This window comes from Pedobacter cryoconitis (genome assembly GCF_014200605.1).
Classification (GTDB): Bacteria; Bacteroidota; Bacteroidia; order Sphingobacteriales; family Sphingobacteriaceae; genus Pedobacter; species Pedobacter cryoconitis_B.
Map to the genome: position 1 here is coordinate 405820 of NZ_JACHCE010000001.1, position 26828 is coordinate 432647.

Consider the following 26828-nt stretch of genomic DNA (forward strand, 5'->3'; position numbering starts at 1 on the left):
ATTATCTTTAAAATAAAAACAATGATTACTTATCAGGTGATCACTGCAGATGTGGTCAGCAAGCTCAATGAAATTGATCGGTCAGAATTTATTGATGTTTTATATCATTTAGATGAAGATAAACTAAATGAGACCCCGGCACACTATGAATATGCTGGCTGGACTACTGAAGAGTTAAAGGAAATCCAGCAACAATATATTTTTGAGCTGACTAGTGGTGGAATGGCCGTAGGAGCATTTGAAAATGATCTCCTGGTCGGATTTGGTGTTTTAGGACACCGGTTTATGGGGGAGAATTTTGATCAGTTACCTGTGGATTTGATGTATGTATCAAGAAATTTCAGGAGACAGGGGATTGGATCTGAGATTTTAAAAATGTTGAGTGCAGAAGCAAAAAATAGAGGGGCAGGATATCTGTACGTCTCTTCTACAGAAACAAAATCTGCTGTTTCTTTTTACAGTAAAAATGGAAGTGCAGTTACCCGGGTTGTCGATGAAATTCTTTTTAATAAAGAACCCAGGGATATACATATGGTGATGAAACTTGATTTAAACTAATCCTGATCAGGTCCTAGCGGATTAAGTTTCCAATTGTTTTAATAGCATTGTTGATCTGATTTGTCCAGGGCAGGCCATAGCTGAGGCGTAAACAATTGTTATATTGATTCTGTAAGGTAAACATACGGCCTGGCGCAATACTGATTTTCATTTTTATAGTTTTATCGTATAGTCCGGCAGTATTAATTTTAGGGTCCAGTTCGACCCATAACATGAAACCACCCTGCGGCCTGCTGATCTTTGTCCCTTTAGGGAAATAATTACTGATTGCCTCCATATAATTCAAACAGTTATTATTTAAAGTTATCCTTAATTTCTTCAGATGACTTTCATAACGTCCTTTTTCAAGAAAACAGGCTACTGCTTCTTGTGTGAGTGTAGTAGAAGATATGGCTGTAGCAAATTTTACCCGTCTGATCTGCTCGGCAAATTTACCGGGTGTTAACCAGCCTACGCGATAACCCGGAGCAAGTGTTTTAGAGAAAGAACTACATAAAAGTACCAGGCCACTTTCATCGTAAGTTTTGCAGTTTTCTGGTCTTTCGGTACCAAAATACAAATCGCCATACATATCATTTTCTATCAAAGGGATTTGGTAATGTTCAATTAGTCTGACAATCTCTTTTTTATTTTCAGAAGGAATTGTACCACCCATCGGATTACTGAAATTACTAATGAGCAAACAAAGCTTAACCTTGTTTTTGCTTAACGCAATTTTTAAGGCATCTATCTCTATACCCGTTTCAGGATGTGTCGGAAGCTCAAGAACTTTTAATCCTAAACTTAACGCGAGTTGTAAAATACCAAAATAAACAGGACTTTCAATAGCTATGGTATCACCTCTTTTTGTAAGCGCTATAATTGCCTGAAGCATTGCGCCAGTGCAGCCTGCTGTCGTCATAATATCATTTTCTGTAAGTTTCCCATCCCAGTTAGCCGATAAGCGGGCAATCTGTCTGCGGAGTTTTGGATTGCCCATTACATGTTCATAACCTGATCCATGCGCTGCATGATGATGTAAAGTATGACTGAATGCTTTATTTAATTTGGAAAGTGGTAAAAGTTCAGCCGCAGGTACACCCAGTGAAAGCATGATATGATCAGAACTGATGCTGTCATAAACCTTGCTGACAATGTTTGATGTATCTTCATTTCCAAGGTACAGGGATGGATTGCTCTTATTTGGAAGCGCATTGGTTGGATTGATATAACAAACATAATAACCTGATTTAGGTACAGAACGGATAAGGCTTTTACTTTCCAGAAGATAATAAGCTTGTAAAGCCGTACTCATACTTACTTTGTATTGCTGACAGATTTCTCTTATTGACGGTAATTTATCTCCTGAAATAAGTACACCTGAAAGGATCTGATGTGTTAAGTTACCGGCAATAGTTTCATATAAGTAGGTGTTGCGCTGTTGTTCCGGATTTCTCATGGCTATAAACTGTTATGGTTAAATTAGCTAAAACTGTATCTGTACTGGTCTGGTTAAAAGTAGGAAATTTGATTAAAAGATGAATTTGTATGAAGAAAGAATTTATATCCGAAGCTATAGTTTTAGAGATCGCTGCTACTGACCTTCATTTTAATCAGATTCTGGCCTTGCAAAAGGAGAATCTGTACAGTTCGATAGGGGTGGCTGAGCAAGAAAAGCAGGGTTTTGTGTTTGCTGAACATAGTTTGATGCTATTAAAAAAGATGGCGGGTTATTTACCTCAGGTTATTGCAACCTGTAATGACCAGGTAATTGGTTATAATCTGGCAATGCATGTTTCTTTGAAAAATGAGCTGGAAAGTCTGCTGCCGATGTTTAATGAGTTTGAACGCTGTTATTATCAGGGGAAATTATTGGGTAGTTATAACTATATGGTTGGTGGACAGGTTTGTGTGCACCATGATTTTAGGGGACAGGGACTACTCCGTAAGTTATATCATGAAACCAGAAACAGATTAGCTGGTCAGTATCAGTTATGTGTGACGGAAATCTCCACCAGAAACATTAATTCTTTAAAGGTTCACCAAAGAATGGGATTCGAAGTGATCGGTACTTACAGGGACGAAAAGGAGCTGTGGAATGTTGTAGTCTGGCAATTGTAAAACGAAATCATGTAACAGTTATTTTTCTTAATCTTTTAAAAACCTTTTAGTTGTTTTCTAAATTAAAATTACATTTGTGGACTATGATTAAGATTAAACACCTTGTACTATTAATGGTTTGTGCAGTAACCGCGTTTACAGCCTGTAGTAAAAAAGAAGAAGCAGACAACTTTGATGCTGCAGCACAATTTACAAAAGATACCACAGCAATCAGGGCTTTTGTAGTTGCTAATAAAATTCCTGCAATTAAAGATCCTAAAACCGGGTTATTTTATCAGGTTATAACAGCTGCTCCAGGAAATTTTGTTTATCAGACCAATTCTTCTGTGACGGTTAATTACACAGGAAGTGTATTGGGAGGAGCTGTTTTCGATACTACTAACGGAAAGCCTATCACATTTGACTCTTTGAACCAGCTTATTCTGGGATGGCAGATTGGAATTCCTCTGGTTCAGCCGGGTGGCAGGATAAGATTATTTGTACCTTCCGGATTAGGCTATGGAAACCGTGGAGGAATGCCTTTTCCTCAAAATTCAAATCTTGACTTTACTATTGATGTGATTAGCGCTAAATAAGCAATGCTGATATAAAAAAAAGACGGCCCTGAAAGGCCGTCTTTTTTTTATCTGAATTTTTCGGGTAAAAAGTTCCTGAAATTTGAACGAAAAACAGGCTGGAAATTTTTTCTGATAAAAAATAGGGGTATTGGTTAGTCTGGACGTCTTAAGGGAATAATAGACATAAATAAAAAATACCATGATAGTAGAATCAAGTAAAAACGCATTATTTATCATTCTTGCAGGTGTAATCATTGCATCAATGGTTATTTTAATAGGCGGTTAGTCTGTAAGGAAAAAATAGGTTTTATAATGCGCTGAATTTTCAGTAAAATTAGCTGAAATTATGGTGCTATTTAAACGTAAATCACAGATTGATGATGATCTTGGTTTTGGTACTCAACCTATAACCGGAGATCAGAGAATGATGAATACAGATGGGTCTTCTAATATAAGACGCATTGGTCTGCCATTGATCAGAACATCCGATACTTACAACTGGCTGATCTCTATGAGCTGGAAGAAATTTCTCTTCATATTGCTCATTGCTTATCTGGTTGTCAATATATTTTTCGCCTCTTTATATGTCTGGATTGGTACAGCTCATCTTAAGGGTGCAGATGGAATTACCCCCAGAGATCATTTCTTTGATGCATTCTTCTTTTCAGCACAAACTATTTCTACTGTTGGATATGGACATATCAGTCCGGATGGCTTTTTGACGAGTTGTCTGGCTGCATTTGAATCTATGTTAGGCTTACTTGCTTTTGCATTGGCAACAGGGTTATTATATGGCCGTTTTTCCAGACCGACAGCTAAAATTGTCTACAGTGAAAACATGGTGATTGCCCCTTATAAGGAGATCAAAGGATTGATGTTCAGGCTGGCTAATTTAAGAAACAATCAGCTGATAGAGATAGAAGTTCAGGTAGTTATGTCTTATAACGAGACTATTGAAGGTAAGAAAAAAAGAAGATTTTATCCTTTGGATCTCGAGCGGGAAAAAATTGGTTTGCTCACGATGAGCTGGACGGTAGTTCATCCTATTGACGAAAATAGCCCTTTGTATGAGAAAACACCAAAAGAATTAGCAGAGGCCGAGGTAGAAATATTAGTATTATTGAAAGCTTTTGATGATACATTTTCTCAAACCGTGCACACCAGGACTTCTTATAAGGATGAAGATATTATCCATAATGCCAGGTTTACAACGATCTTCTCCAGACATAACAATGGCCAGTTAATCCTTGACCTCTCTAAAATAGGAAGCCTGGAAAAACTGGACTAAGTTCCGATGGACATTATTAAATTAGTACAACTACTTTTCCAGCTGTTCTTCCACTTTCTATCTGAAGATGTGCTTCTGGTAAGGCCTCAAAGCTATAAGTCTTGAATATATGTGATCTGAGTATCCCTTTTTCAAGTAAAATGGCTATCTGATGCATATCGGAACCATTGGAAGTAACCGGGAAATAAAGTGCGTTCAGACCTCTTTCTCCTGCCAGTTCCAATGTAGACTTTTGAGGAGTTGATCCGGCCGGACCTTCTGATTCCTGATCAGGGATCAGATTAATAATCGTTCCTTTTTCATTTAAGATATCAAGAGACCGGATAAAATTTTCTCCGCCAATGGTTTCCAGTATAATGTCAAAACCATTGGTTGTTTCTTCAAATTTCTGCTGATTATAATCAATATGGACATCAGCTCCAAGCTCCAGAACAAAGTTCTTATTTGTTGACGATGATGTGCCTGTTACATGTGCACCCAGATAATGCGCAATTTGTACAGCATAATGGCCTACACCACCTGAGGCTGCATGTATTAAGATCTTATCGGCGGGTTTTACATTCACATGTGTAGTTAAGGCCTGCCATGCTGTTAATGCGGCTAATGTAGCTGCGGCAGCTTCTTCGAAAGATATATTTGAAGGTTTTAAAGCCAGATGATTTTCAGGAGCAGCTACATATGCTGCATAAGCCTGTCCATGGCCTACAAAATTAACCATTCCAAAAACATCATCATCTATTTGAAAATTAACCACATCTTTTCCAGTGGCAATGACTGTCCCGGAAATGTCCCAGCCTAATATGAATGGCTTTAGATGCTGTAATGTACTATAGAGTGCTTTACCAGCCCTGGTTTTTACATCTACAGGATTGATGCTGATCGCCTTTACTTTAATTAATACCTCATTGTCTGCTGGTACAGGTATAGGGAGTTCGGTTAGTATTAGGTTTTCGGTACTGCCAGGTTCTTTTAATAGATAAGCTTTCATATTTTAATTAGTTGATAAAAAACAAAGCTATCGGATGAATATATTTGCGGCAAGTATGCACTTTTAAGTATCCTACGTACTAAAAAGATACTAAGCTGGTATACAGTAGGTAATGAATATTGTTATGACGAAAATAAAACATTCCGGATATGTATGCAGTCTGGATTATGCTTTTCAAAGAGTGGGTGGGAAATATAAAGGACGTATTTTATGGCACCTGAGCGAAGAAAAGATATTGAGATATGGTGAACTTCGTAGAATTGTCTGGGACATTACGCCAAAAATGCTGACTCAAACTTTAAGGGAGCTGGAAAATGACGGGCTTATTCATCGTGAGGTATATCATGAAGTGCCACCAAAAGTAGAGTATTCACTGAAAGAAGCAGGTCAAGAACTTATTCCTTTTATTAATTACCTGAGAGAGTGGGGTGAAGCGCAGCTTGCCAAAGAAGGAATGAGCTGATAAAAATGTTTTTTAACGATTAAATTCATAAATTAGTTAAAAAATATAACCCTATGAAAACTTCTTATCTAATGTATTTAATCATCATTTTAACAATCCCCGCTTGTAAAATGAAAAAAACAGCTATGCAGCCTCTTGCAGCTGCGGATTCCTTTATGCCCATGCAGATTGGAAACAAATGGTCACATGGTGCACACTCTTATACTGAAATTCAGGATACTGTAAGAATTGGCAAACAGCTTTATTACAAATTCTATTCTCTGGTTGGTGGAGATGCAAGTGATACAAAATATCTCAGAATAGATGAAAATAATCAATTGCTGGAATCCTATCCTGATCAGCCCAATGTGGTTTATGTCCATGCAAAATTTAACGCCAGCTTAAATGATGTGTTTTTTACGCTGAATGATAAGAGTACAAATGATTATCAGGTTAAGCTGGTAAAAAAGACCCCTGACAGAAGAACTTTTGAATTTGATATGGTGTATCACCCTAATTTAAAAGGCAGTACACATCAGGTGAGTTATGTTAAAGGTATTGGACTGGATGACGGCTGGACAAGTATCAAAATAAATGGTAAAATAATTAAGTAATATTTTTTGACAGGCTATATTAATTAAAAAATGAATTTAATATAGCCTGTTTTATTGGATGTATATTTAATAATAATTTAAAATAAATGTCAAAAAAGTTACAATAATAAATTTGTGTTCTGTATATTAGGGTGTTACGATCTACCTAACATTCAACCCTATGAACAAAAACTTGAAAAACTTCACTTTTATTGCGCTTGCCGCAATAATGATTGCATCGTGTTCTAAAACCAAAGAAACACCTGTAAACCCTGATCCTCAAACTCAGAAATCTGACAAAGTAATCGCTTACATTGAGAGCCTTGGATTTCCTGCTTCAGCTATTGTTGACAATGGTGATCATTATGTTGTAGAAGAAGATATTATCTTCTCTAAAAACATGGTAATTCCTGCTGGTCAGCCAAAAACTGAACAGTTTTATACCGGAAGCCTGGTTAATGCGACTAATAAAAGAAATATCCGTGTAAAAGTCGATCCTTCAATGACAAGTATGAACGCGGAAGTAACCTCTGCGGTTAATCAATGGAATGGTATTGCTGCATCAACGGTTCGCTTTTCAATAGTGACCACTGGTACATATGATATCCTGATCAAAGATGAAAATCTTGGTAATGGTGTTTGCGGCCAGGGAACATTTCCTTCTGGCGGTGCCGCAGGTAACCTGATCAAAATTAACAAAGCCTATATCGCTGCGAATAGTTTTGCTCAGCGTCAAAGAACAATTACGCATGAGCTGGGCCATAATATTTCATTGAGACATACCAACTGGTCTTCAATCGGTGAAGGTACTGCTACACCTGTACCGGGAGTTGGCGGAACTGATGCAGCGTCATTGATGAATGGCGGTCAGTGTAATTCAGGAGCAACTGTATTATCGGCTAAAGATATACAGGCTACTGTTGCATTATATCCATAGTAATTAAAAAAAATAATCACAGATCGTAACTTATTCAGGATAGATGGCCCTTGTCAAACAGGGGTATCTGTCCTGCTTAAGAAAACAGTCTTTGTACCAATCTATTTAAGAGGAAAATTCGGCGCTTGAAATTCTGAATTGCTCGGCAGTTAAACCCGTTTGTTTTTTAAAGAACCTGCTGAAATAAGCCCTTTCTTCCGGTTGCAATAGCTGCAGTCGGCAGTCCTGTGATATGGCCTGAAAAAGCAAATAAGAGTTGTCCTGACATAAAATATGCAAAACCTAGAGGGGCAGTATACTTTGCACTGATTTTTTTAACTACCGCAGGCCATGACACTCGCTGCAATAACGGCGGTCAATTAAATGAAAGCCATGAAATAACCCGTTTGGGAAGTAGAAAAGCTAATAGATCATCGCCAGCCAACCTCGTCCATGATACCACCCAGACTCAGGAAAATGACGCCGCCAAATTTAATGGCCATACCTTGCCAGGCGATCATTTTCATACGGGATTCTCCCTCAAAAAAATCAGCGAATAAACGAGTACCCGCTGTTTGAATGGCTGCAGTCGCTGCGCCGAGAAGTATGCCGGTCTGCAATGACAATATATGGATTGCTTAAAAGCCCCCAGGAATACCAAATCCTGCATAAGGGATAAGTCCCCGGCACATCATCAGATAGGAACCTTTTTTGTCTGTTAGTTTCCCCCATCAGCGGGGCAAATAATACAACTCCCAGAGTGGGTAAAGTGATTTGCCAGGCTGGATTCCCAGCGAATCCCATAAGCATGGCTGTTTCTGTTAAAGAAGGTGCAATAACAGTACCTGCCATAATGGTAAGGCTGCTGGCTAAAAGAAGAACAGAAATGCCCGTTTTTGATAGTTTTCCCATGATCCTGATTCCATGTGATCCCTTGTAGAATCAACACCACAAAGATCATTGCAGAATTACGGGGCTTCGTGTATTATCTCCTAATGTTGTTGTACTATCCGGAAATCTGTTCAGTCTGTTTAAAGGTACCAGACAGATTTCCAGTCAGTGCAGTAATATAATTTTATAAGATAGCTGTTCTTTTCTGAGCAGAATTATAATTCCTGATAAATATAACTAACCACGTCATTCCTATAAAAGCATATATGCCAAGGATAATTATAGATAAAGGCGTAACCGAAGCATTTACATTTTTTGTAGTCATAAAAAGTGTCAGGATAGACAGGCCTATTCCAGCACCCAGGAAATAAGATGTAGTTGCAAGGCTTGAAGCCAGGCCGTAATGCTGACTTGGAATATCCTGAATGGAAAGTACGGACAGGCTGGTATAGCTGATTGTCATTCCCAATCCTGAAACAAATGCTGCGGAGAGTAATATCAAAAATATAGAGTGCCCGGTCAATATAGAGCCAATCAGCAGAATTGCGCCAATCAGCATCATAGTCATTCCGATAAATCCAGTCTGGCCGGTATGAAATCTTTTCATCAATCCTGGTAAGGCAAATTTTGCAACCACAGCTGATAAAATACTGAAAGGGACTAAAAGCAGGCCGGATTTTGCTGCACTGAAACCCATATCTTTTTGTAATAACAAAGAAATGATAAACAGATAACCCGTAAAGAAAGAACCCAGTAAAAAGAATACGCCGTTTGCAGTAACCACGGTCGGAGAACGGAAAATTGATAAATCTATTAAGGGCTCATCCAGTGTGGTAAGCCTCTTGAATAACAGCCTTATACAAAGTAATATACCAGCAACAAGACCTGGTAACAATAGATAATGTTTTTGGAAATTCCCTAGTTCATGTACACCATAACTTAGCATCAGCAATGCTGCTACCAATAAAAAGCCCGAAATAAGATCGGGAGATTTTTTTGTTTTCCTGGCAGGGTCGGCATCAAGGTAATACCATGACATGATAATTACCAGGGCCAGAATAGGAACATTAATCAGAAAAACCCAGTGCCAACCCCAATAGGTACTGATAATACCTCCAATAGATAAACCACTTCCTGAGCCAATGGCAGCAAAAGAACTGAAAATACCTATAGCTTTACTGCGCTCATGTTTTTCTGTAAAAGTATGGGTAACTATGGATAGTGCAGAGGGCATAATCAGGGCTGCGGCTAATCCCTGTACCGCACGGTAAAAAGCTAAGATTCCAAATGACCCTGAAAGTCCGGCACCCAGAGAGGTGAGTAAAAACAAAGTAGCACCAATCATAAAAATGGTTCTTCTGCCAATAATATCAGATAATTTTCCTCCAATAATCAAAAAACCACCATAAAGTAATACATAAAGGGTTTGCAGCCATTGTACCTGGTCGTTACTGATCTTAAACTGGGATTGTATAGAAGGGATAGTCAGGTTAATAATTGCTATATCCAGCGCTTCGACGAAAATACCCATTGAAGCAATGGTTAAAATCAGGTTCTTTTTTGATATCATAAATTAATGCTGTTCTATCAAATGTATTTATATAGAATAGATTATAGAAATAATAATAAATATTTAGAACATATGTATTATTTTTGTGTATTAATAAGAACAAAAGTGCTATAAGGGAGTATTAATCATGCCATATACAGAACAGTCAAATAAGTCAGTTACCCCGTTAGACCAGAAGGACTATGAAATCCTTAGGTTACTGGAAGAAAATGCAAAGCTTACCGTTAGAGAAATTGCTACTCTGATTCATTTGAGCCCAACACCAACTCATGAACGGATTAAAAGAATGGAAAAGAGTGGGGTGATTAAACAATATGCCGCAATTCTAAACAGACAGATGATAGGTAAAGGAATGATTGTCCTTTGTATGATTACTTTAAGAGAACACAATAAGAAAGCAGGTGCGGTATTTATCAAGGCGATGCTTGAATTTAAAGAAATTGTGGAATGTTATAATATTTCAGGTGATTTTGATTTTATGGTCAAAATTGTGACTGAAAGTATGGAAGATTATCATAATTTCTTTGTCAATAAACTGGGGGAAGTGAAAGGCATAGGACAGACAAAGAGCATTTTTGTGATGGATGCAGTTAAAGAAACCCATAACGTACTCTAGTTATAGGTTTCTTAATGATATGGGTGTGTTTAATAAACAAATGAATAGAAACAGGCTTAAGAATTCGCGTGTTTTAATAATTTATGATAGCATAAATAAGAAATCAGCAGTACGATAAAAACGACAACTGGCATAAACGACATCGGAATTACTCCGTCGACAGAAAGGTGGGCAATGAAAGCAGAAATGTATACAATACCTAATGCCACATAAGCCCATTCTTTAAGGCGTGGTGGCAATTTAGGCAGGATCAGAATTAATCCGCCAATAAAAGAACCGATACTTACCTCTTCGTGAAACCAGTGGGGCAGGCCTAAATGCTGTGTTCCTTCCAATGCCATAGGGCTGTTCATGAAGAATATTCCCGGTAAGATAAATAGTGCCAAAAGCACTGTAGTGATCCAATAAATGATTTTAATACTTTTGAGATTCATAGTTGGTTAAGTTTACAAATAAAATTACGACCAATTTTTTTTAATAAAGTAGTTTTTAAAGACAATCTGAGGGGGGATTTGCGACAATAATAATTCCTGTTGTCCTAAAACAAAATAATTTATTTTCCGTTGTAATCTTCAGAATTCAATCAGAATTTATAAATACATTTGAACCATTCTGATATAACGCAGTCTACTCTTATAATGAAGATGCTAAAAGTGTTAAGTACCTTAATAAAATTTCAACTCATCCTGGTCATTGTTTTTGGCTTACAGGGAAGAGTGATTGCCAGGTATGCCGATGCTTTTTTTCATAAAGGTGCTTCAACAGAAATTGGAAATTTAAAAACCCCGATGTGCAGAGCTAAAGTTGTGCATTGCAGATTGCTTTGTTTTGAGCAGGATTTTCAGGTCTCAGAAATACCTGTTGCCTTCAGAATTGATTTAGTACCACCATCTCTTGTCGTTGTAAGTGCTTTTCAGGTACGATATACAACCAAAAGTCTCAGCGGCCATGAACTTCGGCTGCTTCCACTGCGTGCACCCCCTTATTGCTAATTATAGTATTTAAAAGCGGAGTCTTTTTGCTTTTCCTTTTTTTTAATCCATAATAACCTATTAAAGGTTAATATGGTTAACTTGTATATAGCTATTTAATTGGTTATGATACTTTTTGAAGATACCATGAACACTTTCAAAACTCCTTTAGCCATTTTGGCTTCCCTTATTATCTTTTCCTCATGCGGAAACAAAAAAGATAAAACTACTGATCAGGTTAAAACCTATCCTGTAATTACACTCTCTCCACAAACTGCGAATATTTATTCGGATTATCCTGCTACCATACAAGGGATACAGAATATTGAGATCCGTCCAAAAATAGATGGATATGTGGCAGACATCTTTGTGGATGAAGGCGCATCTGTAAAAAAAGGACAATTACTTTTCCGGATTAATGCCCCTCAATATGAACAGAATGTAAAAACAACAGAAGCTAATATCAAAATAGCCCAGGCCGATGTAAACGCGGCAAGAATGAATGTTGACAAAGTAAAACCGCTGGTAGATGGCGATATTGTAAGCCCTTATCAGCTGGAATCGGCAAAATATACCCTGGAATCAAAACAAGGTGAACTGGCACAAGCTAATGCAGCCTTAAATAATGCTAAAACGAATCTGAGTTATACCCAGATTTATAGTCCGGTAGATGGCGTAATCGGTACGCTGCCTTATAAAATTGGAAGTCTGGTTAGCAGTACTACTGTTAACCCGCTGACTACCGTTTCAAACATAGAAAATATCTATGCTTATTTCTCTATTAATGAAAAACAGGGGCTTGACTTTTTCCTTGCAGCAAAAGGGGTAACCATGCAGCAAAAACTAACTACATTGCCTCCGGTTAACCTGGTGCTGGCCAATGGAAATATTCTTCCAACAGTTGGGAAAGTAGAGACCGCCAGTGGTTTAATTAATGCTCAAACAGGGTCTATTAATATGCGGGCCACTTTCCCAAACCATGACGGACTGGTACGCAGTGGAAGCAGTGCTGTAGTCAGAATCCCAAGGACAATCAGTTCAGCTTTACTTGTTCCACAAAAGGCAACTTATCAGATACAGGGAAAACTCTTTGTGTATGTACTGGATGCTGCGAATAAAGTGAACTCTATAGAAATTACAACAATGGCCAGCAGCGGCGATTCTTATGTCGTTCAAAAGGGGCTGAAAGCAGGCGATAAGATCGTAACAGATGGTATTTCGAACCTGAGGGAAGGTCTGGAAATTAAACCGGCAAAAGTGAATGCTGATAGCGTTTACAAAAATCCTTAAAAGCCCTTTCAACAAATTAATTTAAGAATATCAGCATATGTTAAAGCTATTTATTGAACGTCCGGTGTTATCAACCGTGGTATCTATTATCATAGTTACCCTGGGCATACTGGGCCTGGTTTCTCTTCCAATTTCCCAGTATCCTGATATTGCACCACCAACCGTACAAGTATCAGCCAACTATAGCGGTGCAAGTGCCGATGTAGTTTTAAAAAGTGTAATTGTTCCCCTTGAACAGCAAATCAACGGGGTTGAAAATATGGATTATATTACCTCTACAGCCGGTAATGACGGATCAGGGAATATAACCGTGAGTTTTAAAATCGGGAGCGATCCCAATATGGCGGCAGTAAACGTGCAGAATGCAGTTTCCCGTGCTACCCCTTTACTACCTCAGGAAGTAACCAAGGCAGGTGTAACTGTACAGAAAAAACAAACCAGTACCCTTTTGATCTTTTCAGTTTACAGTGATAATCCTGCTTACGATCAGACCTTTTTACAGAATTATGTGGACATTAACATTGCTCCCGAAGTTAAAAGGATTCAGGGAGTTGGGGATGCTTCTGCTTCCGGACAAATGGATTATTCTATGCGTATCTGGCTTAACCCACAAGCTATGGCCTCTTATGGATTGGTACCGGCAGATGTTACAGCAGCATTGGCAGACCAGAATATACAGGCAGCTCCGGGCCAGTTTGGAGAACGTGGAGGGCAGGCTTTTCAGTATGTAATCCAATATCCCGGTACCCTGGTAGATACCGCTCAGTTTGGAAATATCGTCATCCGTTCCAATGATCGCAGCCGGCTGTTAAGACTTAAAGATATTGCACGTATTCAACTTGGTGCATTAAGTTATTTTAACAGTACCAGAACAAACGGTCACCCTGCGGTATCCATTAACGTATCACAGGTTGCGGGGTCCAACGCGCGTGATGTGATTCAGCAGACGCTTAAAGTAATGGATAAAGCATCTAAAACTTTCCCTAAGGGCATACATTATGTCGTGCTGCAAAGTGTAGATGATTTCCTCACGGCCTCTATTGAGAAGGTATTACATACTTTATTTGAGGCATTTATCCTGGTTTTTATAGTGGTATTCGTCTTCCTTCAGGATTTCCGGTCAACCCTTATTCCGGCCATTTCTGTGCCCGTAGCTATCATAGGGACATTTTTCTTCTTAAAGCTATTCGGGTTTACGATCAATTTGCTGACACTTTTTGCGCTTATTCTCGCTATTGGTATTGTCGTCGATGATGCCATTGTCGTCGTCGAAGCCGTCCACGCAAAGCTGGACAGTGGTTATACTTCGGCCAGGCAGGCAAGTATTGATGCGCTGGGAGAAATATCGAGTGCAATTGTTTCTATTACACTGGTCATGTCTGCGGTATTTATTCCCGTCAGTTTCATTGGCGGGTCATCGGGTGTTTTTTATAAGCAATTTGGACTCACGCTGGCTATAGCGATTATCTTATCAGCAATTAATGCACTGACGCTCAGTCCGGCACTCTGCGCCTTATTTTTAAAGAGTCATCATGAAAAAGGAGAGGCAAAGATGAGTTTCATGGAGAAATTCTATACTGCTTTTAATACCTCTTTTGAGCGGATGAGCAATAAGTATGCAAATACCATCGCTTTCTTCAGTCACAGGAAATGGATACCGCTTTCTATTCTTGGATTTTTTATGGTTGTACTCTTTTTTATGGCTAAAAATACAGCAACGGGATTTGTACCTAACGAAGATCTTGGAGCAGTGAATTGTAATATCGCTCTGCCTGCTGATGCTTCACTGGAGCGGACAGATGTCGTGACGCGTAAAATAGAGAAGCTGGCCCATACGATTCCTGAAATCAATAATGTACTGGCTATTACCGGTCGCGGACAGCTTTCCGGAACCGGAAGTAACTATGCGACAGTAGTGATGCGTTTGATTCCATGGAATCAGAGAAAAAGAGATGTTCAGGCAATTATCAGTGAACTGATTAAAAAATCAGCGAATATTACAGAAGCTGAGGTTAAGTTTTTTGCCCCTGCTACCATACAGGGGTTTGGAACAACAAATGGTTTTGCTTTTCAATTGCAGGATAAAACAGGCGGATCAATACCGGTATTTTATAAGGCGAGTAAAGACTTTTTATCGGCCCTGTCCGAAAGACCGGAAATACAATTTGCAACTACCTCTTTTGACCCTAATTTTCCTCAGTACCTGATGAATATGAACGTCCCTAAGATTAAAGAAGCAGGCTTAAATGTTGTAGATATTACTTCAGCTATGCAAGGTTATTTTGGAGGGGTTTATGCTTCAAACTTTAACCAGTTCGGACAGCAGTTCAGGGTAATGGTACAGTCATCACCAGAATACCGGATGACACCCGAAAGTCTGAATGGTATTTTTGTACGTACACCCGATGGGCAGATGGTACCGGTTACAGAATTTTTCACACTGACACAAATTTATGGGCCACAGGCGATAACCCGTTTTAACTTATATAATTCGATCAGTATTAACGGTACACCTAACGCTGCTTATAGTTCGGGGCAGGCAATTGCTGCGATTCAGGAAGTTGCCGCAAAAACGTTACCGGCAGGGTATAGTTATGAGTTTTCGGGAATTACCAGGGAAGAGCTTGCAGGAAACAGTCAGACAATTTTTATCTTTTTGCTTTGCCTGGTCTTTGTTTACCTGTTGCTCAGTGCGCAGTATGAAAGTTATTTACTGCCTTTATCAATTTTGCTCACTATACCCGTAGGTACAGCAGGGGCTTTTATCTTCGCCCATTTGTTTGGGATCAGTAATAATATTTACGTACAGATCACCCTGGTCATGCTGATCGGGCTGCTGGCAAAAAATGCGATTCTTATCGTAGAGTTTGCTGTAGAAAGAAGGCGTTCGGGGATGGAAATTGTAGAGGCTGCAGTAAAAGGGGCGCAGGCAAGGCTCAGACCGATCCTGATGACTTCATTTGCTTTTATTCTCGGGCTTGTTCCTTTAATGCTGGCCACAGGGGCTGGTGCAAATGGTAACCGTTCTATTGGTGTTGGCGCTGTAGGAGGGATGCTGGTAGGAACAGTTTTCGGCCTGTTCATTACACCGACTTTATTTATTGTGTTTCAGACTCTTCAGGAGAAGATGAAGAAGAAACCCGATCACAAATTATAATTTAATTACAGCAAATAGTAATTATGAGACGATACTTGAAAATTTATCCACCTGTCATAGGATTGATTATATTGTTATTGGCATCTTGCAAAATAACGAAGCCTTACCTGAAGCCGGTTGTGGATATGGAAGGGTTATACAGGGACAATGTAGGTACAGATACCGTAACCATCGCTAATCTCCACTGGAAAGAAATGTTCACAGATACCTTATTACAAAAGATCATCGGTGAAGGAATACAGCAGAATTTAAACCTCAAGGCTGCTTATTCCCGCATCCGTCAGTCTAAAGCTTATCTGGAGCAAAGCAAGCTTGCTTTTTTACCTTCTTTAAGCAGTGATGCCAGTGCAATAGCCACAGGATCTTCTAATCAGGGGGTCACTAAAACAGTTCTCCCTTATCAGTATCAGGGAGAACTGACTACAAGCTGGGAAGCTGATTTATGGGGTAAACTTAGTAGTGCAAAACGCGCAAATCTAGCTTCCTTATTGCAGGCGGAAGCGAGTGCAAGAGCTGTTCAAACTGAACTGGTTGCTAATATTGCGACCAATTATTATCGTTTACTTGCTTTGGACGATCAATTAGTGATCACCCGGCAGAGTTTGAAAAACTGGCAGACAACGGTCGATATTATGAAAAAACTGAAAATGGCAGATGTAGTTACAGGAGCAGCAGTAGTGCAAAGTGAATCCAGTAAATATGCTGTAGCAGTTACCATTCCCGATCTGATGCAATCTATCAGAGAAACTGAAAACGCGTTAAACTTATTATTAGGCAGAGTTCCGGGGCCGGTAGAGCGAAGCAAATTTGAGCTGATCCATCCGATTACACTTTTACAAACCGGTGTTCCTGTACAATTACTGGCCAACCGTCCGGATGTACAGGCTGCGGAGTATAATTTTAAAAATGCTTTTGAACTGAGTAATGTAGCCAGAACTTATTTTTATCCTTCACTGACTATTTCAGCATCGGGCGGATATTCCAGTTACAGCAGCTTTTTTGGTCCGGGATCATGGGTAAGCAGTCTTACTGCCGGATTAACACAGCCGATATTTAACAAAGGGGCAAATAAAACCAGGTTGAAAGTGGCTTTGGAACAGCAACAGCAAGCTGTATTGAGTTTTCAGACAGTAGTTCTTACTGCTGGTCAGGAGGTTTCGAACGCCATTTATTCTTATCAGCGTGCTTCGGAAAAGAAAATTACAAGAACAAGCCAATTGGAAAATCTGGAAAAATCAGTGCAGTATACACAGGCACTGGTTCGATATGGTTCTGCAAATTATACCGAAGTATTGACCGCTCAGCAGAGTTTTCTGGCTGCACAGCTTAGCCAGGTTAATGATCAATTGCAGCAATTGCAGGCTACTGTATCATTATACCGCGCTTTGGGAGGAGGATGGAAGTAAAATTAGTGTTTCCATCTTTTGTGTGACCACAACCAGTAAGAAGGGTTAACCTTGATGGTCTGCTGTAGTTTACCCGCAAAAGATTTGGTGATTTCCTGATTACAGGTTTCCTTTGGAGACGCTGTAATCAGAGAAAAGCCAATTTCCCAGCAGTTATCAGGTTTCTTTTTCATTTCCAGATAAACCACTACAGCATTAGTTGCGATAGCCAGTTTTTCTGCACCATTAAACATATTGGTAGATTGATGCAGAAAATCAAATTTTTCATGTTCATTCACACCAGGAAACTGATCGGCTAAGAAAATTGACAAAGTTGGGTTGTTCTTTTGTTTAAGCAGGTATCTGAGTGCCTGATTTGCAGGAAGAAGCTGCATGCCAAAACGCCCCCGTACATGATGGACTAATCTATTCATCATGGGGTTGGAGAGTGGTTTGTAAATTGCATTTACCTTAAAAGGAAGTTGTTCTGGCAAAATATTCAGGTATTCCCAATTTCCATAATGGCCTAAAATAGCGATGATATTTCTGTTTTGCCTGTGATAATGCAATAATAGTTCAGTATTGACCAGTTTTACTTTCTGGTGTAAAGAATCACTGCTGACAGAAAAAAGCTGAATAATTTCGACTACCATACAGGCCAGGTGTTTATAGAAATCTTTTGCAATCTGCTGGATTTCATGATAAGACTTAGTTGGTAAAGACCTGGACAGGTTTTGCAGGACAACGCTATAGCGATACCTGAATATCCTGTAAGAAATAAAGTAAAGAAATCTTCCAATCGTTAGCTCAGCTACAGCATGTGGCAGTAAACTAATCAGGTAAATGGGGAAAAAGATAAGATAGTAAAGCTGATTGAAAAATTTATTCCTCACAAGATTCATGGACAAGTTTTAATAGATAAATTATTACGATAATGGCCAGAACCAGCGCAATAGATAGAAAACCGCTGAACATGAAACAAATAGAATGAGCTTGACCTGTCATAAGATTACTAAATTAGGTTTTGAACTTTTGTCGCCATAAAACAATTGACCAGTTGAGAATGGAAATTGACGAATGGCCTTTCCGGGTAGATGAATCATTTTATATGCTTGTTTGTCATGTGACAACATAATTTGCTTTTACCCTTACTCCCTTTTATTAAATAATACATAATTTACGCCAGCTTAAGCATGAAGCTTAATCCCGGAATCAGGAACAATTAATTTATATATGGATATTATAGAACAGGCAACAGCAGAGATTAATATTTTTTTACAAAATATCGGAGAATGGTTTCGCAGTGATGTGGAAGGAAATAAGGCAGGAGAAGAGCTGATCCTAAAGAGCTTTCATCAGGATTTTATCATGATTACTCCTGGTGGCCTTGCGGTAAATTTTACAGAGTTATCAGCATGGCTGCCTACGGTATATGGAATTAAACCTGATATTCTTATAGAAGTTGAAGATATCAAGGCACATTATGTACAAGCTGATAGTGTATTGATGACTTATACTGAATTACAGTATAGAGAAGAAGGTGATAATAAAAGAATTGCCAGCGCTTTATTTGTTAAAGGAGAGGACGGACAGCTGAAATGGCACCATTTACAGGAAACATGGTCTCCAATTACTGAAGATTAATCAATTTAAACTGGGATTCTGATTTGAGAATAGACCAGTTTTAATGTTTTCCGGTTTCATCAACATATGTAAATGTTTTGCAGATTAATTACGCTGTACTTTGTCTGACAAAATATTTAGATATGAAACGATTATTCAGCCTTTTGGCTGGTATATTTTTTACTGTATCTGCTTTTGCAGCAAAAGTAGATACAGTAGCGGTATACAGTCAGGCTATGAAAAAAGAAATCCGCTGTGTTTTTATAACTCCGGATCAGACAAAAGATACCAAACAGTTTCCGGTAGTATATGTATTGCATGGTTATAGCGGTAATGCAATCAGAACGATCAAACAGGATATTCCAGATCTGGCCTTACAGGCAGAAACTTATAAAATGATCTTTGTCCTTGCAGATGGAGGTTATGACAGCTGGTATTTTGATAGTCCGGTAAATGATAAGATACGCTACGAAAGTTTTATCAGTAAAGACCTCATTAGTTATACTGATAAAAACTATCCTTCAATAGCTAAAAGAGAGAAAAGGGCAATATACGGCTGGAGTATGGGAGGGCATGGAGCATTATTTATTGCCATTCGTCATCAGGAATTATTTGGAGCAGCAGGAAGTATTTGCGGGGCAGTTGATTTCAGGCCTTTTGTAAAAGCTTACGGTATTGAGAAAAACCTGGGTGATTATACCGGACATGAAAGAGACTGGGAAACTCATACAGTAGCTTACCAGGTTTCATTGCTCAAAAACAATGTATTAAAGCTGATCATTGACTGTGGTCTTGATGATCCTTTATTGGAAATTAACAGGTCATTGCACCAGAAATTGACAGGACTTAAAATCGCTCATGATTATATTGAACGTCCCGGTGCGCATGATACCGCATACTGGTCAAAGGCTTCTGCTTTCCAGTTGTTATTCATCCATAATTATTTCACACAGTCCTGATCATCAGTTCCGATCATTAAATATTTCAGAGCGTTTATGAAAACTATTCAACTTTTATTAATTATGACCATATTAGGTTTGTTAACTCAAAAAGGCCTTGCACAGGAAATTACTAATCCTAAAGGTTTATACGATCCCCGTCAGCATGGCTATTCGCATGTGGCGACAGTCCCGGCTAACAGTATACTGGTTTTTGTTGCCGGACAGGCAGGAACAGATGCTGAAGGAAAGCTAAGTGATGATTTCAGAACCCAGGTACGTTTTACTTTTGAAAATCTGGCCATAGCCCTTAAAAGTAAGGGGCTGCAAATGAAGCATATTGCTAAACTTACAACACTGGTCGTAGATTATGATGCAGAAAAACATAAAATACTGATTGAAGAGGGAAAAAAGGTATGGCCTGATGAGAAGTTTCCAGTAAATACACTTATTCCTGTACCAAGACTTGCCTTAGATGGCATGTTAATCGAGATTGATGCGACTGCAGTAATGCATAGTAATAAATAATGAAATAATCCGATCTTTACCTCCATAAAAGGGGGGGTAAAGATGGATTCATTTATTAAAGCATTAAACAGATACGCACCATTATCTACAGCATGTATCAATGAAATCTTAAAAATTGTGCGGCCGAGAACAGTTGCCAGGCACGATTTTCTACTCAGACAAGGCAGTATCCCCCGGACTATTGCCTTTGTCAAAAAAGGTCTTTTTTCTTATTATTATACTACGGAAGAGGGGAATATTGTGATCAAAAAATTCTTCGCCGAAAATTCTTTTGTGGCATCGACCTCTGCAATGATCAAAAAGGAGCCAGGCCTGTTTAATATCTGTGCCCTTGAAGATACAGAAGTACTGGAGTATGATTCTTTTTTATTCTGGCGTTTAATAGAACAATTTCCTGATCTCGCCATGTTTCATATAAAATATATGGAAAAACACTGGATTGCAGATAAAGAGGTCCTGGAAATTACTGCGAAATATCAAAATGCAACACAACGTTATCAAACGTTTCTGCTTACTTATCCGGAACTGACTGACCGGCTTAAACAACATCATATTGCTTCCTATTTGGGCATAACCCCAACTCAGCTTAGCAGGATCAGAAGAGAATTATAGTTTAAGAGCCTGTTTAAAATGCATCAGATAATTTGTTTATGTTTACCTTAGGCCTGGTTTGAACAGGAACTTATCGATAAGTTCTTACCGGATTATTTTTATATAAATACAATTCAGGATGTCAAATATTAAACTGATTATAGAAGAAAGAGCAAGCAATATTGGCAATTTTATAGTGGGCAGGCTTTTACCGTTCCGGGAGAAAAGAATGGTAGGCCCATTTTCTTTCATTGACCATATGGGCCCGGTTAGCCTGAATGATCATGAGAACCTTGATGTACCACCGCATCCGCATATTGGTCTTTCTACACTGACCTATCTTTTTAAAGGCAGTATCATGCATAAAGATAGTTTAGGGAATGAAATAGAGATTAAACCCGGCCAGGTAAACTGGATGACAGCAGGGAGCGGGATCGTCCATTCTGAACGCACTCCCGAATATTTACGTCATTCGGATAAGCTATTGCACGGATTGCAGATCTGGGTTGCCTTGCCAAAGGATAAAGAAGAAATGGATCCTGAATTTTGGCATATTGAAGAGCATGAAATGCCAGTCTGGGAATCAGAAGGTACTTCATTTAAACTGATTGCAGGAGAAGCATTCGGAAAAAAATCCCCTGTACCCGTTTTTAGCCCGCTTTACTTTGTGGAATTGAAAACCACAGACCGTCAGACCATAAAAATAGGGGAACATTTATATGGTGAAAGTGCACTGTATATTCTCGAAGGGGCTATAGAAAGCGAAGGGAATGTGTATGGGCCAAAACAGATCCTTATTGCTAAAGACAGTCAGCTCTGTGAATTTGAAATGCAAGAAAATACTACGGTTTACATATTTGGTGGTGAACCATTTCCCGAAGAGCGGTTTATTTACTGGAATTTTGTTGCTTCCAGCAGAGAAATAATTGAGCAGGCAAAAAACAAATGGCTGGAACAGGCATTTCCCCGGGTCCCTGGAGAAACGGAGTTTGTGCCACTGCCACCACAGGGAAAACAGATTAAATAACCAGCAACACTTATCTATACATTTAAGTAAATCACAACTATGAATATTGAGCAGGTCAACGATGAAAAAAAAGGTAGTTTTAAAGCTATAGAAGATGGAAAGACAGCCGGTGAGATGACTTACGTCTGGGCAGGCCCCGGTAAAATCATTATTGACCATACCGAAGTGAACCCTGATTTTTCGGGCAAAGGTGTAGGGAAAAAATTAGTACTTGAGGCGATAAAATATGCCAGGGATAACAAAGTGAAGATTCTTCCTTTATGTCCTTTTGCCAAAAGTGTATTTGATAAAAACCCAGATTTACAAGACGTCCTTTTTTAGAAATAAAACAAATGAATACTGAATTTTATACCCAATTATATAAACGTGACCTCAGCAGGGTTACTGAAGAACTGAAAAAATATCCGGATGATAATTCCTTATGGGAAGTTTTGCCTGGCACAACTAATTCCGGAGGTAATTTATTACAGCACCTGATTGGTAATTTAAAAACTTTTGTAGGTAATCCTTTTGGCCATATTGGTTATGAAAGAAACAGAGATGCTGAGTTTAATGCCCGCCTGTTTACAAAAGAAGAATTGATTACGGAATTTGGACAGTTATCAGAAATTATTACTGATGCCATTGCGACGCTAACAGATGAAGGGTTGAATAGTGATTATCCAACTGAAATAAAGGTGGTTAATGAGGATCAGTCTGTTGAATATGTTTTGATTCATCTGCTTGCACATTTATCTTACCATACAGGACAGATTAATTATCACAGACGTTATGTCACCGCTCAGAAAGAGTCAGTTTAATCTTTGAAATAACTGATAAAGCTTAAACAGTATAAACCTGAATCAAAGCAGCATTTGCTCTGGCATATCTTCTTTGACTCAGGTTATTTTATTAAAAATTAGTGGGATCGTTTGGTGTCTTGGGTTCTGAACCAATACTATCTCTGGTATTCTTTTGCACTGCGATAGAAGCGAAGATTGTCAATACGAAAGACATCGCATAGAATCCTTTTTCACTTAGTGCAAGTGTAGCATTCCATAGGCCTACAGTTAACAGTACCAGCGAAAGTATGGTACAGAACCACGCTATTCCATAGTAAATATTAGTTACCGGAATCCCTTCCAGACGGTCACGGACGCATTTTTGCACAGATATGGCAGCAAATACACCGAAAATTAGTATTGTAAAATAATATCCCTTTTCGTTCAATTGCATTGTTGCATTGAAAAGTCCGATATTATAAGCAGCAAATCCTGCCATTAAAGCAACCCAGGACGCTCCGATAAATGCACTTGATGGTTTTTGGTTCATTGATTTTAGAGGTAAGTAAATTTGATACTGATTCAGTTAATTAAGACAAGTATAATTAATCTGCCTGATATCCTGTGGGTTAATTTGAATAATAATGTTAATTTTGATCATGAAAATTCTGATAGGTCTGGGAGTTCTTATACTTCTGCTCGTTGTTGTTTATTTTTCAGGCCCTAAGCCTGCTACGCCTGTTTATGCTACAGCACTGCCTGTTGTGCCGGATAAGCTGACGCAATTAGATTCATTCATTAATGAAAGGGAAGCTAAACTTCCGGTAAAGCCAGAAAATGAAGCAAAGATTGTCTGGGCAGACAGCACACATCAGCAGCAAACAGAATATGCTTTAGTTTATCTTCATGGATTTACTGCCAGCCAGGGAGAGGGAGAACCTGTTCACCGCAACTTTGCCAAAACCTTTGGGTGTAATCTTTATCTTGCCCGTCTGGCAGGTCATGGATTAAAGGGGAAAGATGCCATGCTTGAATTTACACCAGAAAATTTATGGGCATCTACACTGGAGGCTTATGCAATCGGTAAAAAACTGGGCAAAAAGGTAATCATCATGGGGACATCAACCGGAGGTGCACTAGCTGTTAAACTAGCTGCAAATTTTCCGGAAATAAAAGGGATTATTCTTTATTCTCCTAATATTGAAATTAATAATGGCTCAGCCTGGTTAACCAATAAACCATGGGGACTACAGCTTGTCAGGAAGGTAATGGGCGGAATGTACTCTAAAAAAAGTGCTGATACTGACCCGAAAGTGCTTCAGTATTGGTATAGCCAATATCGTTTAGAAGCCGTTCCTCAATTACAGGAGTTCATGGAGACCTCGAATACAAAAGAAAGCTATGAAAAGGTAAAGCAGCCCGTATTAATGCTTTATTATTATAAAGATGAACAGCATCAGGACGCTACAGTCAAAGTAGATGCGATGCTGAAAATGTTCGGCGAGTTAGGGACACCAGCTGCGCTTAAAGTAAAACAGGCAATTCCTAATGCTGGAAATCATGTCATTGCTTCTCCTTTATTAAGTAAAGACGTGCCTGCTGTGGAAAAAGAAACTTTAAAATTTGCTACAGGTATACTGGGAATGGTACCTTTGAAAGGTTCTGAAATTTCAGCGAAATAAGTTGAAAAATGAATTTTTACAGGTAAGAATACTATGTTGATGTAAGTTAAATGGGAGTTGGCGTAGTAAATTTCCTATTACTGTTTATTATGTAAATATTTAACAATCAATAAATATTTACATAATAAACATGAGAGTTTTACTGGCATTATTTTGTTTAATTATTTTAACTAATTTTGGATGCAAGCAACAGGCCGATTCACTTGAATTTGATACTATAGTCGGTTTGGCCTATTCAAATATAATGACGCTAAACTCACCTGATTCTACTAACTGCAAGGCTAAAAAGACAAAGGACCTTCAATTATTCAAAATAAAAAAAGATAGCCTGAAAGTTGATTCCTGTACGCATAGCCTGGATTATATTAATCAGGTAATGTAAGCCGCATACCCTGCGTCCTGTCAGATTAAATAGATAATCAAATCAAAAGATTTAAAATTGCCTTGCTGAGGCAAAAATATCTTCTATTCCTTTAGTATCTTTTATTCATTTCCCGGTTGTGATTTCCTGATTGACGGATTACAGTTAAAATTAATCATATTGGATTTATCTGTTAATTGGCAGTGGATACCTGTGATTTAATAAAATAAAATTTGTAACATAGCGGAAAAAAAACTTGAATATTCAGCATAGTAAACATTCAGCATCAGCAAAACAATATTGGTTATTATTAAAAAACGGAGATGCAGATGCACTGGAATCTTTATATAAATTATATTCAAATGCTTTATACAATTATGGCTCAAAATTCAGTATTGATAAAGACCTGATCAAAGAGAGTATTCAGGAACTATTTGTAAATATCTGGATTAGAAGAGAGTTTATCAGCCATCCGGCAGATGTTAAAAATTATCTCTTTAAATCATTCAGACTGTCTGTATTTAAAAAAACCAGCTTACTTCAGAAAAATCAGGAATATGAGGAAACAGAGGATTATCCGTTTTCAGTAAGTCTGAGTATAGAGGATGTTATTATTGAAGGTGAAGCAAAGGATTCATTGAAAAGAAAACTTGAACTTTCTTTGCAAGGCTTAACCGACAGACAGAAGGAGGCTATCTTTCTTAAGTTCTATGAAAATCTTTCCTATGATGAAATTGCAGAAGTAATGGGTATTTCTGTAAAAGCCACTTATAAAATTATGGCCAGATCACTTAATTTTTTGAGAGAAAACCTGACAAAAGATGAACTGCTGGTTCTGCTTACATTGTTTTATATGAAATTATATAATTGATATTCAGTTCTTTGTTTTTTTTATGGTAGAATTTATATGCTACATGGGGTAAAAAGTGAAAACCCTGGCTAATAGGAGTTGAAAGATAAGATTATGAAGCAATCCGTAGATTTTAGTAGCTATAAACTTGAAGATTATATAGATGATCCTAAATTTATATCATGGGTCACTTTACCAGATGATGCCCTTGATTTATTCTGGAAACAGGTTCAGGAGGATTATCCCCAGACAAAATCCTTAATCAGTGAGGCAAGAAATATCGTTCTATCTATCACGATTCAGACTGAAAACATGAGCCTTCAGGAACAAGGGGCCCTTTGGAAAACAATTGAATTGAAGGCTGGATTACATCAGAAAAAGCAAAGCAGAACTATATCATTATGGTTACGTGCCGCTGCGGCAGTTCTGCTCATCGGTACGATCTCTATTTTATCATTATTCTATTATTCTAAGTATCAAAAGCTGGAAATCAGTACTTCCTATGGACAGGTAAGGTCTATTGCATTACCAGATGGTACTATCGTTACTTTAAATGCTAATTCTAAACTGGAATACGCCAAAAACTGGGATAAAACAAAGCTCAGAGAAGTATGGATTGAAGGTGAAGGCTTCTTTAAGGTTAATCATTTACATCGGTCCGGAAAAATTAAAGAGGCAGAAAGGTTTGTTGTACATGCAGAAAAACTGAATGTAGAGGTATTAGGAACTTCGTTTAATGTAAACAACAGAAGAGGGCTGGTTAAAGTAGCCTTGCTTACGGGTAAGGTAAGACTTGAGGTGAAGGATGATGAAAAATCTCCGGTTAATCTGCAGCCCGGTGAGTTAGGTGAATACCAGGAAGGTCAGACTTCACTGATTAAAATGAAGGTTTATGCCAAAGACTATGCCTCATGGAAAAATGGAGAACTGCACTTTGATAACACACCACTTACCAAAGTTTTATTACTTATCGAAGATAACTATGGTTATAAGGCTATCTTAAAAGATCCGGCTATAGGCAATAAGAAACTTTCGGGTACATTCTCTTTCAGTACTGAGGACGCATTATTTAAAGCAATAGCTGTTTCTCTGGGTGTTTCTATAGAAAAAGATAGCAATAAGCATCAATTGATAATCAAGTAGCA

Annotated in this window: 29 protein-coding genes; 23 read left to right on the forward strand and 6 right to left on the reverse strand. The window is 38.3% G+C overall.

The features are described 5' to 3' along the window. The first annotated feature begins 21 nt into the window (after positions 1–21). Entirely contained in the window at positions 22–558 is a 537-nt protein-coding gene (locus tag HDE68_RS01940) for a GNAT family N-acetyltransferase (protein ID WP_183878373.1), read from the forward strand. A 13-nt stretch (positions 559–571) separates the two neighbouring features. On the opposite strand, the gene HDE68_RS01945 is transcribed toward HDE68_RS01940, so the two are convergent. Further along, positions 572–1996, reverse strand: a complete 1425-nt coding sequence (locus tag HDE68_RS01945) for a PLP-dependent aminotransferase family protein (protein WP_183878375.1) — start codon at positions 1994–1996, stop codon at positions 572–574. An 89-nt stretch (positions 1997–2085) separates the two neighbouring features. On the opposite strand from HDE68_RS01945, the gene HDE68_RS01950 reads away from it, so the two are divergent. The 3 genes from HDE68_RS01950 (at position 2086) to HDE68_RS01960 (ending at position 4503) form a co-directional block, all read left to right on the forward strand. Next, positions 2086–2658, forward strand: a complete 573-nt coding sequence (locus HDE68_RS01950; RefSeq protein WP_183878377.1) for a GNAT family N-acetyltransferase — start codon at positions 2086–2088, stop codon at positions 2656–2658. An 83-nt stretch (positions 2659–2741) separates the two neighbouring features. Then, positions 2742–3233: an FKBP-type peptidyl-prolyl cis-trans isomerase gene (locus HDE68_RS01955; protein WP_183878379.1), complete on the forward strand. Its 492-nt coding sequence runs from the start codon at positions 2742–2744 to the stop codon at positions 3231–3233. Positions 3234–3561: 328 nt separating this feature from the next. Beyond that, complete coding sequence (locus HDE68_RS01960; RefSeq protein ID WP_183878381.1) at positions 3562–4503, forward strand: ion channel; 942 nt, start codon at positions 3562–3564, stop codon at positions 4501–4503. Positions 4504–4519: 16 nt separating this feature from the next. Here the strand turns inward: HDE68_RS01960 and HDE68_RS01965 are convergent, their stop codons facing one another. Continuing rightward, the gene (locus HDE68_RS01965) at positions 4520–5491 is read right to left on the reverse strand and encodes an NADP-dependent oxidoreductase (protein WP_183878383.1); all 972 of its coding nucleotides are present in this window, start codon (positions 5489–5491) and stop codon (positions 4520–4522) included. A 124-nt stretch (positions 5492–5615) separates the two neighbouring features. Between HDE68_RS01965 and HDE68_RS01970 the strand changes: the two genes are divergently transcribed. The 3 genes from HDE68_RS01970 (at position 5616) to HDE68_RS01980 (ending at position 7463) form a co-directional block, all read left to right on the forward strand. Beyond that, complete coding sequence (locus tag HDE68_RS01970) at positions 5616–5954, forward strand: winged helix-turn-helix transcriptional regulator (RefSeq protein ID WP_183878384.1); 339 nt, start codon at positions 5616–5618, stop codon at positions 5952–5954. Positions 5955–6007: 53 nt separating this feature from the next. Next, positions 6008–6547: a hypothetical protein gene (locus HDE68_RS01975; protein ID WP_183878386.1), complete on the forward strand. Its 540-nt coding sequence runs from the start codon at positions 6008–6010 to the stop codon at positions 6545–6547. A 160-nt stretch (positions 6548–6707) separates the two neighbouring features. Continuing rightward, positions 6708–7463 carry a M57 family metalloprotease gene (locus HDE68_RS01980; RefSeq protein ID WP_183878388.1) on the forward strand — a complete coding sequence of 252 codons (756 nt, stop codon included), beginning with the start codon at positions 6708–6710 and terminating at the stop codon, positions 7461–7463. A gap of 1054 nt (positions 7464–8517) precedes the next feature. On the opposite strand, the gene HDE68_RS01985 is transcribed toward HDE68_RS01980, so the two are convergent. Beyond that, positions 8518–9903, reverse strand: coding sequence for an MFS transporter (locus tag HDE68_RS01985; RefSeq protein WP_183878390.1), 1386 nt, complete (start codon positions 9901–9903; stop codon positions 8518–8520). A gap of 127 nt (positions 9904–10030) precedes the next feature. Between HDE68_RS01985 and HDE68_RS01990 the strand changes: the two genes are divergently transcribed. Continuing rightward, positions 10031–10519, forward strand: coding sequence for an Lrp/AsnC family transcriptional regulator (locus HDE68_RS01990; protein WP_183878392.1), 489 nt, complete (start codon positions 10031–10033; stop codon positions 10517–10519). Positions 10520–10575: 56 nt separating this feature from the next. Here HDE68_RS01990 and HDE68_RS01995 read toward each other — a convergent pair whose 3' ends face one another. After that, positions 10576–10953, reverse strand: a complete 378-nt coding sequence (locus HDE68_RS01995) for a DoxX family protein (protein WP_183878394.1) — start codon at positions 10951–10953, stop codon at positions 10576–10578. Between the two features lie 204 nt (positions 10954–11157). Here HDE68_RS01995 and HDE68_RS02000 point away from each other — a divergent pair, with 204 nt between their 5' ends. The 4 genes from HDE68_RS02000 (at position 11158) to HDE68_RS02015 (ending at position 17343) form a co-directional block, all read left to right on the forward strand. Beyond that, complete coding sequence (locus HDE68_RS02000; protein ID WP_183878396.1) at positions 11158–11511, forward strand: hypothetical protein; 354 nt, start codon at positions 11158–11160, stop codon at positions 11509–11511. A 105-nt stretch (positions 11512–11616) separates the two neighbouring features. Next, positions 11617–12780, forward strand: coding sequence for an efflux RND transporter periplasmic adaptor subunit (locus HDE68_RS02005; RefSeq protein ID WP_260171579.1), 1164 nt, complete (start codon positions 11617–11619; stop codon positions 12778–12780). A 37-nt stretch (positions 12781–12817) separates the two neighbouring features. Next, positions 12818–15937: an efflux RND transporter permease subunit gene (locus tag HDE68_RS02010; protein ID WP_183878398.1), complete on the forward strand. Its 3120-nt coding sequence runs from the start codon at positions 12818–12820 to the stop codon at positions 15935–15937. Positions 15938–15960: 23 nt separating this feature from the next. Then, positions 15961–17343: an efflux transporter outer membrane subunit gene (locus HDE68_RS02015; protein ID WP_183878400.1), complete on the forward strand. Its 1383-nt coding sequence runs from the start codon at positions 15961–15963 to the stop codon at positions 17341–17343. A 2-nt stretch (positions 17344–17345) separates the two neighbouring features. Here the strand turns inward: HDE68_RS02015 and HDE68_RS02020 are convergent, their stop codons facing one another. Continuing rightward, positions 17346–18224 (reverse strand): lysophospholipid acyltransferase family protein, encoded by an 879-nt coding sequence (locus tag HDE68_RS02020; protein ID WP_183878401.1) that lies wholly within the window; start codon positions 18222–18224, stop codon positions 17346–17348. Between the two features lie 331 nt (positions 18225–18555). Here HDE68_RS02020 and HDE68_RS02025 point away from each other — a divergent pair, with 331 nt between their 5' ends. The 7 genes from HDE68_RS02025 to HDE68_RS02055 all read left to right on the forward strand — a co-directional run bounded on the left by HDE68_RS02025 (position 18556) and on the right by HDE68_RS02055 (position 22829). Beyond that, positions 18556–18966 carry a hypothetical protein gene (locus tag HDE68_RS02025; protein WP_183878403.1) on the forward strand — a complete coding sequence of 137 codons (411 nt, stop codon included), beginning with the start codon at positions 18556–18558 and terminating at the stop codon, positions 18964–18966. 122 nt (positions 18967–19088) lie between these two features. After that, positions 19089–19904, forward strand: coding sequence for an alpha/beta hydrolase (locus tag HDE68_RS02030; RefSeq protein WP_183878405.1), 816 nt, complete (start codon positions 19089–19091; stop codon positions 19902–19904). Between the two features lie 36 nt (positions 19905–19940). Beyond that, positions 19941–20411: a RidA family protein gene (locus tag HDE68_RS02035; RefSeq protein WP_221300648.1), complete on the forward strand. Its 471-nt coding sequence runs from the start codon at positions 19941–19943 to the stop codon at positions 20409–20411. Between the two features lie 42 nt (positions 20412–20453). Beyond that, on the forward strand, positions 20454–21023 hold the full coding sequence (locus HDE68_RS02040; protein WP_183878407.1) for a Crp/Fnr family transcriptional regulator: 570 nt from the start codon (positions 20454–20456) through the stop codon (positions 21021–21023). Between the two features lie 118 nt (positions 21024–21141). Then, complete coding sequence (locus HDE68_RS02045) at positions 21142–22029, forward strand: pirin family protein (protein ID WP_183878409.1); 888 nt, start codon at positions 21142–21144, stop codon at positions 22027–22029. A 39-nt stretch (positions 22030–22068) separates the two neighbouring features. Further along, positions 22069–22350, forward strand: a complete 282-nt coding sequence (locus HDE68_RS02050) for a GNAT family N-acetyltransferase (RefSeq protein WP_183878412.1) — start codon at positions 22069–22071, stop codon at positions 22348–22350. Positions 22351–22361: 11 nt separating this feature from the next. Then, positions 22362–22829, forward strand: a complete 468-nt coding sequence (locus HDE68_RS02055; protein ID WP_183878414.1) for a DUF1572 family protein — start codon at positions 22362–22364, stop codon at positions 22827–22829. Between the two features lie 91 nt (positions 22830–22920). Here the strand turns inward: HDE68_RS02055 and yiaA are convergent, their stop codons facing one another. Beyond that, positions 22921–23340, reverse strand: coding sequence for an inner membrane protein YiaA (gene yiaA, locus HDE68_RS02060; protein ID WP_183878416.1), 420 nt, complete (start codon positions 23338–23340; stop codon positions 22921–22923). 109 nt (positions 23341–23449) lie between these two features. Here yiaA and HDE68_RS02065 point away from each other — a divergent pair, with 109 nt between their 5' ends. The 4 genes from HDE68_RS02065 (at position 23450) to HDE68_RS02080 (ending at position 26826) form a co-directional block, all read left to right on the forward strand. Beyond that, positions 23450–24472 carry an alpha/beta hydrolase gene (locus HDE68_RS02065; protein ID WP_183878418.1) on the forward strand — a complete coding sequence of 341 codons (1023 nt, stop codon included), beginning with the start codon at positions 23450–23452 and terminating at the stop codon, positions 24470–24472. 130 nt (positions 24473–24602) lie between these two features. Further along, complete coding sequence (locus HDE68_RS02070) at positions 24603–24854, forward strand: hypothetical protein (protein ID WP_183878419.1); 252 nt, start codon at positions 24603–24605, stop codon at positions 24852–24854. Between the two features lie 235 nt (positions 24855–25089). Beyond that, entirely contained in the window at positions 25090–25704 is a 615-nt protein-coding gene (locus HDE68_RS02075; RefSeq protein WP_183878420.1) for an RNA polymerase sigma factor, read from the forward strand. Positions 25705–25797: 93 nt separating this feature from the next. Beyond that, positions 25798–26826, forward strand: coding sequence for a FecR family protein (locus tag HDE68_RS02080; RefSeq protein ID WP_183878421.1), 1029 nt, complete (start codon positions 25798–25800; stop codon positions 26824–26826). Positions 26827–26828 lie beyond the last annotated feature (2 nt).

Excerpts from the sequence above, each read along its gene's own strand:
- HDE68_RS02040 (WP_183878407.1), top strand. The coding sequence starts at position 20,454 with ATGGATTCATTTATTAAAGCATTAAACAGATACGCACCATTATCTACA.
- HDE68_RS02005 (WP_260171579.1), top strand. The coding sequence starts at position 11,617 with ATGATACTTTTTGAAGATACCATGAACACTTTCAAAACTCCTTTAGCC.
- HDE68_RS02000 (WP_183878396.1), top strand. The coding sequence starts at position 11,158 with ATGAAGATGCTAAAAGTGTTAAGTACCTTAATAAAATTTCAACTCATC.
- yiaA (WP_183878416.1), bottom strand. The coding sequence starts at position 23,340 with ATGAACCAAAAACCATCAAGTGCATTTATCGGAGCGTCCTGGGTTGCT.
- HDE68_RS01990 (WP_183878392.1), top strand. The coding sequence starts at position 10,031 with ATGCCATATACAGAACAGTCAAATAAGTCAGTTACCCCGTTAGACCAG.
- HDE68_RS02010 (WP_183878398.1), top strand. The coding sequence starts at position 12,818 with ATGTTAAAGCTATTTATTGAACGTCCGGTGTTATCAACCGTGGTATCT.
- HDE68_RS01980 (WP_183878388.1), top strand. The coding sequence starts at position 6,708 with ATGAACAAAAACTTGAAAAACTTCACTTTTATTGCGCTTGCCGCAATA.
- HDE68_RS02015 (WP_183878400.1), top strand. The coding sequence starts at position 15,961 with ATGAGACGATACTTGAAAATTTATCCACCTGTCATAGGATTGATTATA.
- HDE68_RS01975 (WP_183878386.1), top strand. The coding sequence starts at position 6,008 with ATGAAAACTTCTTATCTAATGTATTTAATCATCATTTTAACAATCCCC.
- HDE68_RS01960 (WP_183878381.1), top strand. The coding sequence starts at position 3,562 with ATGGTGCTATTTAAACGTAAATCACAGATTGATGATGATCTTGGTTTT.
- HDE68_RS02080 (WP_183878421.1), top strand. The coding sequence starts at position 25,798 with ATGAAGCAATCCGTAGATTTTAGTAGCTATAAACTTGAAGATTATATA.
- HDE68_RS01950 (WP_183878377.1), top strand. The coding sequence starts at position 2,086 with ATGAAGAAAGAATTTATATCCGAAGCTATAGTTTTAGAGATCGCTGCT.
- HDE68_RS01970 (WP_183878384.1), top strand. The coding sequence starts at position 5,616 with ATGACGAAAATAAAACATTCCGGATATGTATGCAGTCTGGATTATGCT.
- HDE68_RS02025 (WP_183878403.1), top strand. The coding sequence starts at position 18,556 with ATGGATATTATAGAACAGGCAACAGCAGAGATTAATATTTTTTTACAA.
- HDE68_RS02045 (WP_183878409.1), top strand. The coding sequence starts at position 21,142 with ATGTCAAATATTAAACTGATTATAGAAGAAAGAGCAAGCAATATTGGC.
- HDE68_RS02070 (WP_183878419.1), top strand. The coding sequence starts at position 24,603 with ATGAGAGTTTTACTGGCATTATTTTGTTTAATTATTTTAACTAATTTT.
- HDE68_RS01985 (WP_183878390.1), bottom strand. The coding sequence starts at position 9,903 with ATGATATCAAAAAAGAACCTGATTTTAACCATTGCTTCAATGGGTATT.
- HDE68_RS01945 (WP_183878375.1), bottom strand. The coding sequence starts at position 1,996 with ATGAGAAATCCGGAACAACAGCGCAACACCTACTTATATGAAACTATT.
- HDE68_RS01955 (WP_183878379.1), top strand. The coding sequence starts at position 2,742 with ATGATTAAGATTAAACACCTTGTACTATTAATGGTTTGTGCAGTAACC.
- HDE68_RS02065 (WP_183878418.1), top strand. The coding sequence starts at position 23,450 with ATGAAAATTCTGATAGGTCTGGGAGTTCTTATACTTCTGCTCGTTGTT.
- HDE68_RS01940 (WP_183878373.1), top strand. The coding sequence starts at position 22 with ATGATTACTTATCAGGTGATCACTGCAGATGTGGTCAGCAAGCTCAAT.
- HDE68_RS02050 (WP_183878412.1), top strand. The coding sequence starts at position 22,069 with ATGAATATTGAGCAGGTCAACGATGAAAAAAAAGGTAGTTTTAAAGCT.
- HDE68_RS01965 (WP_183878383.1), bottom strand. The coding sequence starts at position 5,491 with ATGAAAGCTTATCTATTAAAAGAACCTGGCAGTACCGAAAACCTAATA.
- HDE68_RS02020 (WP_183878401.1), bottom strand. The coding sequence starts at position 18,224 with ATGAATCTTGTGAGGAATAAATTTTTCAATCAGCTTTACTATCTTATC.
- HDE68_RS02035 (WP_221300648.1), top strand. The coding sequence starts at position 19,941 with ATGAAAACTATTCAACTTTTATTAATTATGACCATATTAGGTTTGTTA.
- HDE68_RS01995 (WP_183878394.1), bottom strand. The coding sequence starts at position 10,953 with ATGAATCTCAAAAGTATTAAAATCATTTATTGGATCACTACAGTGCTT.
- HDE68_RS02030 (WP_183878405.1), top strand. The coding sequence starts at position 19,089 with ATGAAACGATTATTCAGCCTTTTGGCTGGTATATTTTTTACTGTATCT.
- HDE68_RS02055 (WP_183878414.1), top strand. The coding sequence starts at position 22,362 with ATGAATACTGAATTTTATACCCAATTATATAAACGTGACCTCAGCAGG.